Consider the following 17,297-nt stretch of genomic DNA (forward strand, 5'->3'; position numbering starts at 1 on the left):
CATATGAACAACAAAACGGAGGCTCGCAAGCCTGCAAAATCATCACTTGCTTAATTTTTAGGCAGGTTGACGCAGGTGATTGCCTCTACATTCACCGCCGCCTAAACATTGCCCTGAAAACAGGAGCACTGAACCCTCATGACAACCGCCGCCATCATCGTTGCTGCAGGACGCGGACTACGCGCCGGGGGCGGCACACCCAAGCAATGGCGGGCTCTGGCGGGTCGCCGCGTGGCGGACTGGACCATCGACAGGTTTCGGGACCAGGTCGATCATGTCGTGCTGGTGCTGTCCCCCGATGACGATGCCGCGTGGCAAGAGTTTAGCGACGGCGATCTGATCCTAGCCTCCGGCGGCAGCGACCGGGCTGCTTCGGTGCGCAATGGGCTGGAGGCTTTGGTGGATCGTGCCATCACTCAGGTCCTCATTCACGACGTCGCCCGCCCCTGTGTCAGCATCAGCATTATTCAGAACGTGCTGGCCGCGCTTGAAACTCACAGCGCCGCAGCACCCGGCCTGACCGTGACCGACGCGCTTTGGACCGGGGACGACACGGTTGTGACGGGAACTCAGGACCGCACCGGCTTGTATGCCGCACAGACACCTCAGGGGTTTCACTATGAGGCCATCGTTGCAGCCCACGCCGCCCATGCCGGAGGCGCTGCAGACGATGTCGAGGTGGCGCGTGTCGCTGGGCTGGAAGTGGCCATCGTGCCGGGCGATCTGGACAATATCAAAATCACTTGCCCCGAGGATTTTGCCCGGGCGGAACGCATAATGAGACAGGATATGGATGTAAGGCTGGGCAACGGCTATGACGTGCACCGTTTTGGTGACGGGGATCACGTCATACTATGTGGCGTGAAGATCCCACATGATCGTGGGTTGCAAGGGCATTCGGATGCCGATGTGGGCATGCACGCGGTGACGGATGCAATTTATGGCGCTTTGGCGCAGGGCGACATTGGTCAGCACTTCCCACCTTCCGACCCGCAATGGAAAGGCGCGGCGAGCGAGATCTTTCTGCGCCATGCGGTCGAACTGGCCGAGCAGATGGGATACCGCATCTCGAATGTCGATTGCACGCTGGTTTGTGAATACCCAAAAATCGGCCCCCATGCGCAGGCCATGCGGGAAGAGATGTCGAATATCATGGGATTACGACCCGATCAGGTCTCGGTCAAGGCGACCACGTCCGAGCGTTTGGGCTTTACCGGACGCAGTGAAGGCATTGCCTCGCTGGCCACTGCCTGTCTGGTGAAATCATGAACGCCGCGCGCCTGATTGGAACCGTTTGCGGCGTAGGTTACCTGCGCCCGGCACCGGGTACATGGGGATCGCTGGCGGCCCTGCCGTTAGCGTGGGTACTGCACTCGCTGGGTGGATTTCCGCTGCTGGTGCTGGCAACCGCCGCCGTGTTCTTCGCAGGCCTTTGGGCCACCGGCGTCATGACGGCCGGCCAAGAGGATCACGACCCCTCTGAGATCGTTGTCGACGAAGTTGCGGGGCAGTTCATTGCCTTGTGGGCAATCTCGTACCCGTCCTGGGCGCATGGCATCGACATCACGGCGCTGTGGCCCGGCTGGGTCGCAGGATTTGTCCTGTTCCGCCTGTTCGACATCACCAAACTCGGCCCCATCGGTTGGGCCGACCGGCGCGGCGACCCGATGGGCGTGATGCTGGACGACGTGATCGCCGGTGTGTTTGCGGCAATCGGCGTGGTGATCCTGGCGGGAATCTCACACGGAGTTCTGGGTCTATGACCGTAAGCGATCTGCTGGACCGAGCCAAAGCGTGTAACATAATGATCGCCACCGCCGAAAGCTGCACGGGCGGCATGGTCGCCGCCGCCCTAACCGACATTCCCGGCAGCTCAGCCGTGGTTGAGCGTGGGTTCGTCACCTACACCAACCGCGCCAAACAAGAAATGTTGGGCGTAGAGACCGATACGCTCGACACCCACGGCGCCGTTTCCGAAAACGTCGCACGGGAAATGGCCGAAGGCGCGCTGCAACACTCGGCCGCCCAACTGGCGGTGTCGGTCACGGGAATTGCAGGACCGGGTGGGTCGGAATTCAAACCCGAGGGCCGCGTCTGTTTCGGGCTTGCAGCCGCAGGCCAACCGACACGGACCGAAACCATCGAGTTCGGCGCATTGGGTCGGAACACCGTTCGCCGCGCAGCGCGGGATCATGCGCTGGACCTGCTGGCGCAGGGGCTTTCGCGCACTGCCCAGAATTAAACCGCGCCCGAACAGCTGACACAAATCCTGACACCACGTGAAAAAGGGCGCCAAAATAGGCGCCTGACCTGATCGTCGGCGCGTATGCCGAACAGTTGGGTAGCAGGATGATGTTGGATGCCTTTACGGCAGCTGTCATAATCGTGTTGGTCAAACAGGTTGCACTGATCACCCCATTTCGCGTAGACGCCGAGACCAAGACAAACGGGCTCGACCTCTCGGTACAGGGGAACGCGCCTATGACATGAGCAGCTGAGCCCACCTCAGCCAGCTCTGCGCCCGCAAGGGCACAAGCGGACCTCCTGGAGGTCCGCTTTTCTTTTGCGCCATCCCCTCTCGACACCAGCCCCGAGGTCAGGCTATCAGCCCGCAACGCCATTCAGTCCAGAGGTCCTGCCATGATCCCCAGTTCATTTCCCGATAGCACCGAAATCGCTCGTCTGACTGCGCGGATGCTGCTGGAGATCAAGGCTGTGCATTTCAACGCGCGCGAGCCTTTTACCCTGGCATCCGGCCTGCCCAGCCCGACCTATATCGACTGCCGCAAGCTGATATCGTATCCGCGCATCCGCTCGACCCTGATGGATTTCCTGACCGTCACTGTGATGCGCGACGCGGGCTTTGAAGCCTTCGACAACATTGCAGGCGGCGAAACCGCAGGCATCCCCTTTGCCGCGATGGTTGCCGAACGTATGGCGCTGCCGATGACCTATGTGCGCAAGAAGCCCAAAGGTTATGGTCGCAACGCCCGCATCGAAGGCGCGATGAGCGAGGGCGAGCGCGTTCTGCTGGTCGAAGATCTCACCACCGATGGCGGATCGAAACTGTCCTTCGTCGATGCGATCCGCGACACCGGCGCGACCTGCGGCCATACCGCCGTTATCTTTTACTATGGCATCTTCCCGGAAACCGAAAAGACACTGGGCGACCATGGAATTCAATTGCACCACCTGTGCACCTGGTGGGATGTGTTGGCCGAGGCCAAGGCACAAAAGACGTTTGATCAGGAAACACTGGACGGGGTCGAGGCGTTCCTGAACGATCCGCGCGGTTGGCAAGAAGCCAACAAAGGTTGACGTGACAAAAACTGTTGACCGATCGGAAACAGTGATCAGCGAGCAGGCTTTTCCTGCACAATATGTTGACGGATCACCCCATCATACTTCAATATGATGGGGTCCGGAGATATTCACAGCATATCCCCAGAAAACATACAATTTGCCCCGACTCGCGGGGCCGGGCTATGGCATCGTCCCGAGGGACAGTGAGAGCAGCAATGAACGAGATCAGCAGTATCGAGCAGGCGGCAGCACAGATTCAAAATGCCGAAACCATGCCGCATTCCATTGAGGCAGAGCAGCAGCTTCTGGGTGCAATCCTGACCAATAATGACCTCTATGACCGGGTCGCCTCGATCATCGGGGCGGAACATTTCTATGATCCGGTCCATGCTCGTATCTACGAGGTCGCCGCGACCCGTATCGCCAAGAATACGCTGGCTTCGCCTGTGACACTGAAATCCTTCATGGCCGAAGACGAGGGTCTGAAGGAACTGGGCGGGGCGGCGTATCTGGTCAAGCTGGCCGGTGCCTCGATCAGCGCCTTTGCGGTGCATGACTACGCCCAGATGATCTATGATCTCGCGATCCGGCGCGAACTGATCCGGCTGGGCCGCGATATCTCGGACAAGGCGGCGCGGGTTGATGTGGCCAGCGAGCCCAAGGAACAGATCGTCGAGGCCGAGCAGCAACTCTATCAGCTTTCCGAACAGGGCCAGACAGAACAAGGGTTCCAATCCTTCCTCAAGGCCGTCACCGAGGCCGTCAATGTTACCAACGAAGCCTACCAGCGTGGTGGCGGCATGGCCGGGATTTCAACCGGTCTGTCCGATTTGGACAAGCAGTTGGGCGGCTTGCACCCATCCGACCTGATCATCCTTGCCGGACGTCCCTCGATGGGAAAAACCTCGCTGGCGACCAACGTGGCGTTCAACGTGGCCAAGGCGTACAAACGCGGCCTCAAACCGGATGGCACCGAAGGTGCGATTGACGGCGGCGTGGTGGGGTTCTTCTCGCTGGAGATGAGCGCCGAGCAATTGGCAGGCCGGGTTCTGGCTGAAGCCTCTGAAATCTCGTCGCACAAAATCCGCCAAGGCGACATGACCGAGGCCGAGTTCCGCCGCTTTGTCGACGCGGCCAAGGAACTGGAAGCCTGCCCGCTGTTCATCGACGACACCCCGGCCCTGCCGATCTCGCAGCTTGCCGCCCGTGCGCGGCGGTTGAAGCGGACGCACGGTCTGGATCTTCTGGTGATCGACTACCTTCAGCTGTGCCGGGGCATGGCCGAGAACCGAGTCAACGAGATTGCCGAGATTTCGATGGGCATGAAGGCCATCGCCAAGGAATTGAACATCCCGGTCATCGCCCTGTCTCAGCTTTCGCGCCAAGTCGAAAGCCGTGATGACAAACGCCCGCAACTGTCTGACTTGCGGGAATCCGGTTCGATCGAACAGGATGCCGACGTTGTAATGTTCGTGTTCCGCGAGGAATACTACAAGGAACGCGAAAAGCCCGGCGATCACGAGCTGGAAAAGATGGAAGAATGGAAGCAGGCGATGGAACGCCTGCACGGCAAGGCCGAGATCGTCGTCGGCAAGCAGCGCCACGGCCCCATTGGCACAATCGAGCTGTCCTTCGAGGCGCAATTCACCCGGTTCGGCAATCTGGTCAAACCCTGGCAGCAGGGTGGCGAGGTCGAAGGGTATTGAACGATCTGCACCGTGAAAACTTGCCGTAAGGCAGGAGTTGCTTTGGATGACCAATCTGAGTGTGATACCCTGCTCAAAGCAACGCGGCGCGGGCCGCGCTTAACGGCCAAGGCTCAGAGTATTTGCCAGCAATCATCACCGAAACAAGGTACCGGAACGGTCCCAACTTTGCTCCGGACGAGGATTTCATCGAAATCCGGGTTCCGACCGGAACAAATGTCTCGGACCTGACTGTCGAAGTGTACAATTCAAACGGTACCCTGCGCAGTTCGGCCGATGTTGATGCCGCACCGATGACCACAGTTGGCGGGTTCGACTATTACGTGGTTTCGGCCCGTATCAACCGACTGGGCGCCATCTCGCTGGTCGACGACGGCACCGCGCTCAACTTCGTGTCTTTCGACCAGCAGGTCACTGCCACTGAGGGCGCGGCGAATGGTCAGACCTCGACACAGATCGGCAGCAACGGCAGCGATGACACCGCGTCGCTTACGTCGACGGATGGGGTTAACTTCGTCGAGAACCCAAACCCGAATCCCGGAGCGCCCTGCTTTACATCCGGCACACGGATACAGACATCGGCTGGTGAAATTCCCGTCGAGAATCTCAGGCCCGACGATCTGGTCCTGACCCATGGCGGGGTGTATGAGCCTGTACGGATAATCCGGTCGCGAACGCTGCATCATTCCGAGTTAATCAAAACTCCGGAATTGCGCCCTGTCCGCATGGTCTCGGGTGCCTTGGGGCAAGACTTGCCACGGCGCGATCTGCTGGTGTCCCGCCAACATCGCATGATGGTTCGGTCCGCGATTGTACAACGCATGTTCGACACGCCAACGGTTCTGGTTTCGGCCATCCGACTGACCGAATTGCCGGGCATCTACGTGGATACCGCCGTCACTGAGGTCACCTATCACCACCTCGTATTTGATCGCCACGTTGTCCTGTTTGCCGAAGGCGCGCCCAGCGAGAGCCTGTTGGCTGGCCCTCAGGCCTTGCAGTCCATGACCTCCGAGGCCCGCGAGGAACTGATGCTGATCTCTCCCGAACTGGCAGACACAAATCAGGTGGATCCTGCGTGCTATATTCCAAGTGGCAAACGTCAAAAAAAACTGGTGGCCCGCCATATCAGCAACAACAAGCCTTTGTTGGACCAGCAGCCGGTCGAAGATACGACATCCCTGTTGCGTTGATCATCGCGTGAACGATCAGACGGTCCAGTCGCTTTTGATCCGCAACTTCAGACAATCCGGACAAAGCTGATTTTACGGTACGTTTTCCCGACTTCTTCCTCACTGGCCAATAAACCTGCCGTATCCCCAGCCATAAGCCGCTTATGTCGCACAAAACCCAAGGGGAATTGTCCAATAACCCCTTGACCTGCCGCAATCCAATGTCATGAACAAACCCATGAGTACCGCACGTTTGACGATCAATCTTCAGGCGCTCGCCAGCAATTGGCGGGCGCTCGACGCGAAAACGGATGTCGAAACCGGCGCCGTGGTTAAGGCCGATGCCTATGGGCTGGGCGCGGGTCCCGTGGCCAGCACCCTGGCCGAGGAAGGCGTCCGCAAGTTCTTTGTTGCCGTAGCCGAGGAAGGCGCCGCAGTGCGCGAAGCCGTCGGCGCTGGCCCGATGATCTGCGTCTTTTCGGGCCATATGGAGGGCGATACGGATCTGCTGCGCACCCACGACCTGACACCGCTGATCAATTCGCCCCAACAGTTTCAACGCCACCAGCAGGCAATGCCTGATCATGCATTTGGCATTCAACTGGACAGCGGCATGAACCGCTTGGGGCTAGAGCCCGCAGATTGGGCCGAGCTGCGCTCCAAGGCCGAAGCCCTGAACCCGGTTGTCGTGATGTCTCATCTGGCCTGCTCGGACGAACCCGACCATCCGATGAACCGCCAACAGCTACAGACCTTCCGCGAGATGACCGAGGGCGTTACCGCACCTCGCTCGCTTGCGGCCACTGGCGGTACATTTCTGGGGCCGGAGTTCCATTTCGAATTCTGCCGCCCGGGCATCGGTATCTATGGCGGCATGCCCTTTGCCGACGCCAAACCGGTCGTCACCGTCGATCTTCCGGTTGTTCAGATCCGTGCGCTCGAAGTAGGTGAGACTGTCGGGTACGGCAACAGCTGGACGGCAAGGCGGCCCTCACGCATTGCGACCGTGACGGCGGGTTATGCCGACGGGTTGCATCGTGCCATCGGCGGCGGCATCGATACCTTTGCCGGTGATCATCCCTGCCCCGTTGTGGGCCGCATTTCAATGGACCTGATCACTGTGGACGTCACCGACCTGCCTCACGACCCAGATCGCCTTCGTATCCTGAACGGCCATCAGACTGTTGACGACCTGGCCGAGGCCGCAGGCACTATTGGATATGAAATCCTGACATCGATGGGCAGCCGCTATTCTCGGGGTTATGTAGAATGAATCCCATTTCCATGCTTGGCGGATTGGGCCGTGCTGTCCTGTCCTTGCTGACCGCATTCGGGCGGGTTGCGCTGTTTGCGTTGGACGCAATCTCGCACATCTTCCGGCCTCCGTTTTACCCACGCGAATTCGGCATCGCCTTGCTGAACATTGGTTGGCTGTCCCTGCCCGTCGTTGGCCTGACTGCGATCTTCACCGGCGGTGCACTGGCTCTGCAAATCTACGCAGGCGGCGCGCGTTTCAACGCTGAGGCCGTGGTGCCCCAGATCGTCGCCATCGGCATGGTGCGCGAACTTGGCCCGGTGCTGGTCGGCCTGATGATCGCAGCCCGCGTGACATCATCCATCGCCGCCGAAATCGCCACCATGAAAGTGACCGAGCAAATCGACGCGCTGGTCACTCTGTCGACGCACCCGATGAAGTACCTGACGGCGCCGCGTGTGCTGGCCGCCCTGATCACCGTACCGGTGCTGGTCGCGGTTGGCGACATCATCGGCATCGCCGGTGGCTACACGGTCGCCACGCAGAATCTGGGCTTCAACCCGGCGGCTTATCTGAAAAACACGGTCGATTTCCTTGAGATGCGCGACATCGTCTCATCTCTGGTCAAAGGCGCTGCCTTCGGCATGATCGCCGCGATCATGGGCTGCTACTACGGCATGACCTCAGGCCGTGGCGCACAAGGCGTAGGCCGCGCCACCAAGGGCTCGGTCGAGGCCGCAGCCGTCCTGATCCTCGCCGCCAACTTCGTACTCACAGGGGTGTTCTTCTCGCTATGATCCGGATGGAGAACGTACATAAAGCCTTTGACGACAACCACGTCCTACAAGGCATGGACCTTGAGATCCCCAAGGGAACCTCGATGGTCATCATCGGTGGCTCGGGCACCGGCAAATCGGTGGCGCTGAAATGTATCCTCGGCCTGATCAAGCCCGACAGCGGCATGATCTATGTCGACGGCAAAGACGCCCAGAAGGGCGACCGCGATGCGTTTCTGGCGCGCTTCGGAATGCTGTTTCAGGGCGCTGCGCTGTTTGACTCCCTGCCCGTCTGGCAGAACGTCGCTTTCCGCCTGCTGCGCGGTTCGCTGAAACGCCCGACTGAGGAAGCACGCGAGATCGCCATCGAAAAGCTGCGCCGCGTCGGCCTGAAATCCAACGTCGCCGACCGGCTGCCGGCGGAGCTGTCGGGTGGCATGCAAAAACGTGTGGGCCTCGCCCGCGCCATCGCCGCCGAGCCCGAGATCATTTTCTTCGACGAGCCCACCACCGGCCTCGACCCGATCATGTCCGGCGTCATCAACGACCTGATCCGCGAAATCGTGACTGAGATGGGCGCGACCGCAATGACCATCACCCATGACATGAGTTCCGTCCGAGCGATTGCCGATAACGTGGCCATGCTGCATGACGGCGTGATCCAGTGGACCGGGCCGGTCAGCCAGATGGATGCTTCGGGCGATCCCTATATGGAGCAGTTCATCAGCGGCAGCGCTGAGGGGCCGATTGAGGCGGTGCGGTGATGAGCATCGTCTGGGGGTACACGCTTGCACTAGGGCTTGTATACTGCTGGGGCTATGCTGTTTACTTCGTAATTATCGGATTTTCACGACTTCGGGTGTTATCAGGGCTGATCGCCGTTACCTTTGGCTATGGGATCTTATTCTCCATTCTGCCGAGCTCTACCTTGTCACAGACACCTTTCTTGATTGGCAATGGACTTTGCTACGTTGCAATTTCTGGTGCCATTCTGATGCCACAGCGCGTATTCGGCCTGAAACCCATGACAAGGATTGCGGGATTCTTTTTTGTTGTTGCCGGACCGCTTACCGTATGGGCGATTATAGAGGGCTTAAAACTTGCGGTTCCTCCAGCTGCTTGAGCTTATGGTAAATCTCATTGAACCGACTAAGTGCAAATGATGCCCATGACCCTCCGCCTCGCCACCCTCTCCCTCCTGATCCTCTACCCCATCGCGTGGTTCGCCCCGCTGATGCGTGCGGGCCTGCTGCCGATCTTCGGTCTTTCCGAAATCAGCGTCATCACCGGCCTGCAATCCCTCTGGCGCTCTGACATCTTCCTCGCGCTGATCGTCACCGTCTTCGCCCTCGTCGCGCCCTACGTAAAAACCATCGGCACCGCCCTGATCCAATGGGACCTGCTGGACCCGCGCGTCCAACCCGCGCTCAACATCCTCGGCAAGCTCGCGATGGCCGATATTTTCCTTATCGCACTGTATATTACGCTGGCGAAAGGCATCTCTTACGCGACCATCGAAACCGCATGGGGTCTCTACCTGTTTACCGGCTGCATTCTGGCCTCGCTCGCACTGGGTCACATTACGGAAATGACATTCAGATCACGAAATGATCAGACCTAATTGATTGAAAACGCTAATCTGAGTATCATCTTTAGTATTCGAGCAGCAATTTTTAGTAGTTTACGGGTCCGCAGCGGATCGTCTTGCGTGTTTGATGTTTCCTTCCGCTTCGGCCCGGTGTGTACCGGTTTGATAAAGGAGAAGGACTATCATGGCCGCCCTCCACAACATTACATTGCAATTCCAGAATGCCTTTTTAAGACTGACTTTTTTGATGATCTGCGTAGCAGCGTTATTCGCCGTCACAGCCACATCACTCTCTGCCTTGGGCGTCTGGCCCTGGCTGTCGATGCAGGCCGGGTTCGGCGAATCTTCAGCCATAGACGCGGGTGTTTTCATCCAGATCGGGCTGACCTGTCTGATTCTCATGCTGGCCTTCTACCTGCCCTCGAACGCCCGAATGATGGCGCTCGAGAACACACACCGTAAGTTCTCACTGAATATGCGGGACATCGCAGAGGCCTACCAGTTGGCCCATGCAGCCGACCGAAATGGCACCTTTGCACTGGCGTCCGAATTCGATGCAATCAAGGAACGCATGGCGTTCCTGCGCGACCACCCTGACCTGCAGGCGCTTGAGCCCGAGGTTCTGGAACTCGCCGCACAGATGAGCCAGATCAGTCAGGAACTTGCCGAGACCTATGGTGAAGCGCGCGTCAGTCGCGCCCGCATGTTCCTGCAACAACGGCAGGAAGAGGTCGAGCTGTTCCAGCAAAGGATCGAAGACGCGCAAACCATCCAACATGAGTTGCACCAATGGACCCGCGACATCGAAGTCGAGGAAGCCATCGCCAAATCGCAACTCACACGCTTGCGGGATGAATTGTTCGAACTGTTGCCCGAACTTTCGGCGCAACTGCAGACGCCGCCTGACGACAACGATCCCAGCGCATCCAGCGTCATCGCCATGTCCCCACCGCGGGCTGCGGAATAGGCGCGTCAGCGCCCGCCGTGGACGATGGCCCGCCGGGGCCTGAGGTTGCGGCACCCCACCAGCGGAGATGAATGCCCGCTAGGGCTTGAAGAACTTCCCATCCTCGGGCACCAAAGGCCGCATGGCAAAGACTACATCTTTCTCCTGCTCGGCCTGCAGCGCCACCCATACCCGCTGGTCCGGGCGTTGCGACGCTTGTGGCGAATGGAACACGATCATTCAGGACGTTCCACTTTCGGCTGGCCCCGCAAAGAAATCGCTGGGTGGCAAACGTGGCCAATCCATTGTACTCACGGATCTGTCGACCGAAGAAACACCCCCACCCCGCACGCTCTGCGGTGTGGAAGAACTGGACCGTGTGTTGGGCGGTGGTCTGGTCCCCGCTTCAGCCCTCTTGGTTGGCGGTGATCCCGGCATCGGAAAATCCACCCTGCTGCTGCAAGCCGCCGCGCGCTTCGCTCGCGAAGGGGTCAAGACCATCTATGTCTCGGGCGAAGAAGCCAGCGCACAGGTCCGCATGCGTGCGCGTCGCCTGGGTCTCGAAGACGCCCCGGTGCAACTGGCGGCCGAAACCAACCTGCGCAACATACTGACCACCCTAGAGGCCGAAAAGCCCGGTCTGGCCATCATCGATTCGATCCAGACCATGTGGGCCGACAACGTGGACAGCGCCCCGGGTTCGGTCAGTCAGGTGCGCGCCGCCGCGCATGAGCTGACGACATTTGCCAAGCGACATGGCGTTTCGATCATCATGGTCGGTCACGTCACCAAGGACGGCCAGATCGCTGGTCCCCGTGTGGTCGAACACATGGTGGATACGGTATTATATTTTGAAGGCGAGCGCGGCCATCAGTTCCGCATCCTGCGGGCGGTCAAGAACCGCTTTGGCCCGGCGGACGAGATCGGCGTGTTTGAGATGACCGGCAAAGGTCTGGCGCAAGTTACCAATCCATCGGCCCTTTTCCTTTCCGAACGCGGCACGCCCAGTCCCGGCTCGGCGGTATTTGCGGGCATCGAAGGCACCCGGCCCGTACTGGTCGAATTGCAGGCGCTGGTCGCCCCTTCGCCCCATTCGCAACCCCGCCGCACAGTCGTAGGATGGGACAGCGGCAGGCTGGCGATGATCCTCGCCGTACTCGAAGCACGCTGCGGTGTCCCCTTCACGGGGCTCGACGTCTATTTGAACGTCGCCGGAGGCCTGAAAATCAGCGAACCCGCCGCCGACCTTGCGGTGGCCGCTGCCTTGCTGAGTGCCCGCGAAGACGCAGCTCTTCCTGCCGACACCGTCGTTTTTGGAGAAATCTCGCTATCCGGGGCACTTAGACCGGCCCCGCAGACCGAAAACAGGTTGAAAGAAGCGCAAAAACTTGGTTTCAAAGCGGCAATTGCTCCGGCAGGTGGCAAAACAGGCACTGTGGCAGGTCTGACACTCACCCGACCCTCTGATTTGGTCGGGTTTGTTGGCGAAACCTTCGGAGCAGGTTAAGGTCGCGCCCGAGGGGCAGAAAACAAACAGGCGAGGGCCATGGAAGGTTTTACAATAATTGACGGGGTCGTTGCCCTGATCATCGTGCTGTCGGGCTTGCTGGCCTACTCGCGCGGTTTCATGCGCGAGGTTTTGGCGATCGCAGGCTGGGTAGCAGCCGCCGTTCTCGCCTTTATCTTTGCGCCACAGGCTGTTCCGCTGGTCAAGGAAATCCCGGTTGTGGGGGATTTCCTGCGCGACAGTTGCGAATTGTCTGTGATCACCGGCTTTGCCGCTGTCTTCGCCATCGCCCTGATTGTGGTCAGCATCTTCACCCCGCTGTTTTCTTCGCTGGTGCAGCGCTCGGCACTGGGGGGACTGGATCAGGCGCTTGGTCTCTTCTTCGGCATCGCGCGCGGCGTCCTGCTGGTTGCCATCGCGTTCTTTGTCTATGACACCGTGATGACCGGTCAGTCCTACACAATCGTTGACGAAAGCCGGTCGGCCAAGGTGTTCGAGCAGTTCAGCAATAAGATCGAAGAACAAAACCCTGAACAGGCTCTGGGCTGGGTCACCCAACAATACGAAGAACTGGTCGCCAGCTGCACCGCGGGCACCGAGGCTCCGGCCACAACCGCACCGACCGACGGTTGACCCCCCCAATAACCCGATACTAGGAAAAAGCCCGGTTCGACCCGGGCTTTTCTGTGCGCAAGGGTCAAACGAACCCTTCCCCACCGCAAACAGTACATCGGATCGTTTTCAACCCGAAACACCCGTCACAGCGGCTGGAAATGGGTTTCCCCAGAATATCCCGGCTTTTGACGACCTCACCCGCCCCGTTGCAGATCTGACAAGGCGCGCGCCCCATACCCCGGCACCTATGGCACCGCCGCTTGGGTGGGTCTTCCTTGCCCGAAGGGCGGTTATGCTGCCACATTCTTGCCTACTGCCTGCAACCCTGACAATTGAATTTCACCAAATTATCAACATCACAGCATATATGATTGCACATGTCATCAGTCTTGGGTCGCACCCCATCAGATGACAAATATGACCTGCGGCAAAACGTGAACGTGATCCTTTGATGACAGCCGGGCCAATAGGCATTATGTGGAGGCCAAACCGTCACGGAATCGGAGCTGCCGATCTTGTTCTTTCTGTTCTCATGCGCGCTCACCGCAGTGATCACCGCTCTTTTGACATCACGAACAGCAGTACCCGAACGCACGCCCTTCGCCGTATCAAGCAGCCGAACCCGTAAATCGGTCAAACCTCGCGTCAAAACGTCATAGAAATTGGAGCCCGTACATGTGTGGGATTTTAGGGATCGCAAGCAGGACACATGATGTCTTTGCGGAAATCTATGACGGGCTGCTGATGCTGCAGCACCGGGGTCAGGATGCCTCGGGTATCGTCACATATACCGGCGAATTCTTCCGTGAAAAGAAGGCCAACGGTCTGGTCAAGGACGTCTTTAACGCCAATGACGCCGAAACCTTGCTGGGCAAGGTCGGCATGGGCCATGTCCGTTACCCCACCGCAGGATCGCTCAGCGCCACCGAAGCGCAGCCATTTTTCGTCAACGCACCCTATGGCATCTACCTTGTTCACAACGGCAACATCACCAACACCGCTGAGCAACGCGAGAAGGTTACCGCCAAATACAGCCGTCATTTGCGGACCACTTCGGATTCTGAAATCCTGCTGAACGTGCTCGCCGACAAGGTTGCCGACGCGATCAAGGTCAACGGAAACGCCGAGCCCATTCGCAATATTTTTGCCGGCGTGAAGATGACGATGGAGCGCATTCAGGGCGCCTATTCTGTGATTTGTCTGGTTGCCGGCGTCGGCATGCTGGCCTTCCGCGACCCCTATGGCATCCGCCCCCTGTCGGTGGCCAAGCGCGCAGCTGAAGGGGAAGGTGATGACTACGCCTTTGCCTCGGAAGATGTGGCATTTGGCATCAACGGTTTCGAGAAACTGCGCGACCTGAAGCCCGGTGAGGCGGTCCTGATCGACCTCGAAGGCAACATGCACGAGTTTCAGGCTGTAGAAGGCAAGCTGACACCCTGTATCTTTGAGTATGTTTATCTGGCGCGTCCGGACAGCCTGCTTGACGGGATTTCGGTTTATAAAACCCAGATGCGCATGGGTCAGACGCTCGCCAAACAGATACAGGACTCGGGTCTGGATATCGACCGCATCATCCCAGTACCTGACAGCGCCCGCCCTGTCGCGCTTGAGGCTGCCAAGATCACCGGCATCCCCTATCGTGAAGGTCTGGTCAAGAACCGCTATGTGGGGCGGACGTTCATCATGCCGGGCCAGGCCGAGCGGCAAAAATCCGTGCGCCGCAAGCTGAACGCCATCCCGCTGGAGCTGAAGGATCACAACGTGCTGCTGATCGACGACTCGATCGTGCGGGGCAATACGATCAAGAAGATCGTGCAGATGTGTCGCGAGGCGGGTGCGAAGAAAGTCTATATCGCCAGCGCCTCGCCACCGGTGAAATATCCCAACGTCTATGGCATCGACATGCCCACCAAACACGAGTTGATCGCGCATGGCAAAGACGTTGAGGAGATCCGTCAGGAACTGGGCGCCGATGCCCTGTTCTATCAGGACCTCGACGATCTGATCTGGGCCGCCAAAGAGGGCAACCCAGAGATCGAATCCTTTGATTGTTCCTGTTTTGACGGCAATTACATCACCGGCGTCAGCGGCGACTACCTGAGCAGTCTGGAAAACAGCAGCCGGGTCAGCAAGAAGAAAGAAGACATGGAAGTCGTCGGCGGGTCGTGGAACGCGGCCAAGCTGGCCTCGGGCTAAGCAGTAACGAAGGAGCTTCACGGCTCCTTCGTGATGTGTCCTCGCGAATCGGTTTGGGTACGTCGTGGCCGGTTTGGTGGTCTGCGCCCCTGTTGGACACTGCTTTCGGCATCATCCGGTAGATCTTTGCCGACAACCCATTGGTGAACCCGCCGCGATTGCAACGACTTCGCCAGCGGCGCACGGCATGGTGAATTGCCGTGTAGCGGCTGGTCTTTTGTTCCCCTGCCCGCTTTGATATCGGACCGGCTGCTGCCACTCATCATAAAGGGGTCCGGGCATCGCCGGGACCACAGATCATGTCAAACGCCACTGTCAAAAGCGCGGCCACACAAAAGGGCGCGCTAACGCGGAATTCGGTTTCGGTTCTCGGGATATTCGGACCAAAGGCGGATTTGCGCGCCTTGATGCGCCTGTCCTCGGGTCGGGTCAAAAAGGTCAAGACCGGCAGCCGCGTCGCCTCGGGCACCGTGGTGGCGATTGATGAATTGGGCATCATGCTGCGACAAAGCGGCCAAACCAAGCGGATCGTCATTCCCGGCAGCTAATCGCGTCTTGACGCCCCGCGCACAGGCGTTCAAACCGCAGCCATGACCGATCAGACAAAAATCGCCCTTATCACCGGGGCCTCTCGTGGGCTGGGCGCAGCGCTGGCCGAAGCGCTGGCACCCGAATATCACATCGTCGCCGTGGCCCGTACAACCGGCGGGCTGGAAGAGCTGGACGATCGCATTCAGGCCTTGGGCGGAACCGCCACCCTTGCGCCGATGGACATCGCCGATCCAAACGCCATGGCCACCCTGTGCCGTGGCATTCATGACCGTTGGGGCAAAGTAAATCTGTGGCTGCATACAGCAATCCATACCTCGGCCCTGACACCGGCGCATTTCGTCGATCCCAAAGAGTGGACGAAGGCGGTGAACACCAACGCCACCGCCACTTCAATCCTGATCCCATACATCGCCCCCCTGCTGGGTGAGGCAGGCCATGCGGTGTTCTTTGACGACCCCAAAGCTGGCGAGAAATTCTATGGCATCTACGGGGCCACCAAAGCCGCGCAGATGGCCCTGGCCCACAGCTGGGCGGCCGAGACCACACGCACCGGGCCGCGTGTTTCCATTGTTGAGCCCGCCCCTATGCCAACCGCCGTTCGGGCACGGTTCCACCCCGGTGAAGATCGGGACGCTTTGACCAGTACAGCGGATGAGGCGACACGGATATTGGCGCTGCTTTAGGAATGGCCCTCGCGGGCCATGCCTCCGGCGGAGGTATTTTTAGCCAGATGAAGCAGACGGATCAGGCGATATGGACGCCGTTTCGCCCGGCCAGATCGACGAAGAATTGCCACGCCACACGGCCCGACCGCGCGCCGCGTGTGGCCTGCCATTCTATGGCTTCGGCGCGCAGGGTATCCGCCGCGACAGTGACACCGTAGGCTGCGCAATATCGGTCGATCATCGCCAGATATTCATCCTGATCGCAGGGATGGAACCCAAGCCACAGACCAAAGCGGTCCGATAGCGAGACCTTTTCCTCGACCGCTTCGGACGGGTTGATGGCGCTGGAGCGTTCGTTTTCAATCATGTCACGCGGCATCAGGTGGCGGCGGTTCGACGTGGCGTAGAATACCACGTTCTCGGGCCGCCCTTCGATACCACCATCCAGCACCGCCTTGAGCGATTTGTAGTGCTGGTCATCATGACTGAACGACAGGTCATCACAAAACAGAATGAACCGGTGTGGAGCCGCGCGCAGATGGTTCAGCAGGCGCGCGACCGAGCCCATATCCTCGCGCTGCAACTCGACCAATTTCAGGTCTGGATAATCTGTCTGCAATGTGCCGTGAACCGCTTTGACGAGGCTGGACTTGCCCATCCCCCGCGCGCCCCACAACAGGGCATTGTTCGCCTTGAACCCCGTCGCAAAACGCCGCGTGTTGTCCAGCAGCGTATCGCGGGATCGGTTGATGCCCACCAGCAGGTCCAGATCAACGCGGTTGACCTGCGCCACCGGCTCTAGCCGGTCGGGCTCCACATGCCAGACAAAGGCCGGGGCTGCGGTGAAATCGGGCGCAGCCAGCGGTGCGGGGGCCATGCGATCCAGCGCATCGGCGATACGGTTCAGGGCTTGGTCGTTCATCGGCTCCTCCGGCCTTATCTTTCGATAGGTCAAACCATGTTCAGGCGACAGCAACAAGGCCACAAATGGCGCGTATCATTGCCGAGCGTTTCGC

The 17,297-nt window shown here is 59.3% G+C and carries 18 protein-coding genes; 17 read left to right on the forward strand and 1 reads right to left on the reverse strand.

Annotation, left to right across the window (positions count from 1 at the left end; translation table 11 throughout):
• Window positions 1–138 precede the first annotated feature (138 nt).
• From HW561_RS06545 to HW561_RS06625, 17 genes are all read left to right on the forward strand, one after another.
• Window positions 139–1,269: a bifunctional 2-C-methyl-D-erythritol 4-phosphate cytidylyltransferase/2-C-methyl-D-erythritol 2,4-cyclodiphosphate synthase gene (locus tag HW561_RS06545; protein ID WP_176862907.1), complete on the forward strand. Its 1,131-nt coding sequence runs from the start codon at window positions 139–141 to the stop codon at window positions 1,267–1,269.
• The gene (locus HW561_RS06550; RefSeq protein ID WP_176862909.1) at window positions 1,266–1,763 is read left to right on the forward strand and encodes a phosphatidylglycerophosphatase A family protein; all 498 of its coding nucleotides are present in this window, start codon (window positions 1,266–1,268) and stop codon (window positions 1,761–1,763) included. The genes HW561_RS06545 and HW561_RS06550 overlap by 4 nt, the downstream gene beginning before the upstream one ends.
• Window positions 1,760–2,242 carry a CinA family protein gene (locus HW561_RS06555; RefSeq protein ID WP_176862910.1) on the forward strand — a complete coding sequence of 161 codons (483 nt, stop codon included), beginning with the start codon at window positions 1,760–1,762 and terminating at the stop codon, window positions 2,240–2,242. The genes HW561_RS06550 and HW561_RS06555 overlap by 4 nt, the downstream gene beginning before the upstream one ends.
• A 398-nt stretch (window positions 2,243–2,640) precedes the next feature.
• Complete coding sequence (locus tag HW561_RS06560) at window positions 2,641–3,318, forward strand: orotate phosphoribosyltransferase (protein ID WP_176862912.1); 678 nt, start codon at window positions 2,641–2,643, stop codon at window positions 3,316–3,318.
• A gap of 200 nt (window positions 3,319–3,518) precedes the next feature.
• The gene (locus HW561_RS06565; RefSeq protein ID WP_176862914.1) at window positions 3,519–5,009 is read left to right on the forward strand and encodes a replicative DNA helicase; all 1,491 of its coding nucleotides are present in this window, start codon (window positions 3,519–3,521) and stop codon (window positions 5,007–5,009) included.
• Between the two features lie 122 nt (window positions 5,010–5,131).
• On the forward strand, window positions 5,132–6,202 hold the full coding sequence (locus tag HW561_RS06570; RefSeq protein ID WP_176862915.1) for a Hint domain-containing protein: 1,071 nt from the start codon (window positions 5,132–5,134) through the stop codon (window positions 6,200–6,202).
• A 217-nt stretch (window positions 6,203–6,419) separates the two neighbouring features.
• Window positions 6,420–7,454 (forward strand): alanine racemase, encoded by a 1,035-nt coding sequence (gene alr, locus HW561_RS06575; protein ID WP_176862917.1) that lies wholly within the window; start codon window positions 6,420–6,422, stop codon window positions 7,452–7,454.
• Complete coding sequence (locus tag HW561_RS06580) at window positions 7,451–8,233, forward strand: MlaE family ABC transporter permease (protein ID WP_176862919.1); 783 nt, start codon at window positions 7,451–7,453, stop codon at window positions 8,231–8,233. The genes alr and HW561_RS06580 overlap by 4 nt, the downstream gene beginning before the upstream one ends.
• A complete protein-coding gene (locus HW561_RS06585; RefSeq protein ID WP_176862921.1) occupies window positions 8,230–8,976 on the forward strand; it encodes an ABC transporter ATP-binding protein in 747 nt (248 codons plus the stop codon). Before HW561_RS06580 ends, HW561_RS06585 begins: the two co-directional genes overlap by 4 nt.
• Complete coding sequence (locus HW561_RS06590) at window positions 8,976–9,335, forward strand: hypothetical protein (protein WP_176862923.1); 360 nt, start codon at window positions 8,976–8,978, stop codon at window positions 9,333–9,335. The genes HW561_RS06585 and HW561_RS06590 overlap by 1 nt, the downstream gene beginning before the upstream one ends.
• A 45-nt stretch (window positions 9,336–9,380) precedes the next feature.
• Window positions 9,381–9,833, forward strand: coding sequence for a paraquat-inducible protein A (locus HW561_RS06595; RefSeq protein WP_176863655.1), 453 nt, complete (start codon window positions 9,381–9,383; stop codon window positions 9,831–9,833).
• Between the two features lie 151 nt (window positions 9,834–9,984).
• Window positions 9,985–10,767 carry a DNA repair protein gene (locus HW561_RS06600; RefSeq protein WP_176862925.1) on the forward strand — a complete coding sequence of 261 codons (783 nt, stop codon included), beginning with the start codon at window positions 9,985–9,987 and terminating at the stop codon, window positions 10,765–10,767.
• A 121-nt stretch (window positions 10,768–10,888) separates the two neighbouring features.
• A complete protein-coding gene (radA, locus tag HW561_RS06605) occupies window positions 10,889–12,253 on the forward strand; it encodes a DNA repair protein RadA (protein WP_176862927.1) in 1,365 nt (454 codons plus the stop codon).
• Window positions 12,254–12,292: 39 nt separating this feature from the next.
• Entirely contained in the window at window positions 12,293–12,886 is a 594-nt protein-coding gene (locus HW561_RS06610) for a CvpA family protein (protein WP_176862929.1), read from the forward strand.
• Window positions 12,887–13,543: 657 nt separating this feature from the next.
• Window positions 13,544–15,064, forward strand: a complete 1,521-nt coding sequence (gene purF, locus HW561_RS06615; RefSeq protein WP_176862931.1) for an amidophosphoribosyltransferase — start codon at window positions 13,544–13,546, stop codon at window positions 15,062–15,064.
• Between the two features lie 299 nt (window positions 15,065–15,363).
• On the forward strand, window positions 15,364–15,612 hold the full coding sequence (locus tag HW561_RS06620; protein ID WP_176862933.1) for a hypothetical protein: 249 nt from the start codon (window positions 15,364–15,366) through the stop codon (window positions 15,610–15,612).
• Window positions 15,613–15,654: 42 nt separating this feature from the next.
• On the forward strand, window positions 15,655–16,299 hold the full coding sequence (locus HW561_RS06625; RefSeq protein ID WP_176862934.1) for an SDR family NAD(P)-dependent oxidoreductase: 645 nt from the start codon (window positions 15,655–15,657) through the stop codon (window positions 16,297–16,299).
• A gap of 61 nt (window positions 16,300–16,360) precedes the next feature.
• Here the strand turns inward: HW561_RS06625 and HW561_RS06630 are convergent, their stop codons facing one another.
• Complete coding sequence (locus HW561_RS06630; RefSeq protein ID WP_176862936.1) at window positions 16,361–17,203, reverse strand: ATP-binding protein; 843 nt, start codon at window positions 17,201–17,203, stop codon at window positions 16,361–16,363.
• Between the last annotated feature and the right edge of the window lie 94 nt (window positions 17,204–17,297).

Source organism: Ruegeria haliotis, from assembly GCF_013377785.1.
GTDB lineage: Bacteria > Pseudomonadota > Alphaproteobacteria > Rhodobacterales > Rhodobacteraceae > Ruegeria > Ruegeria haliotis.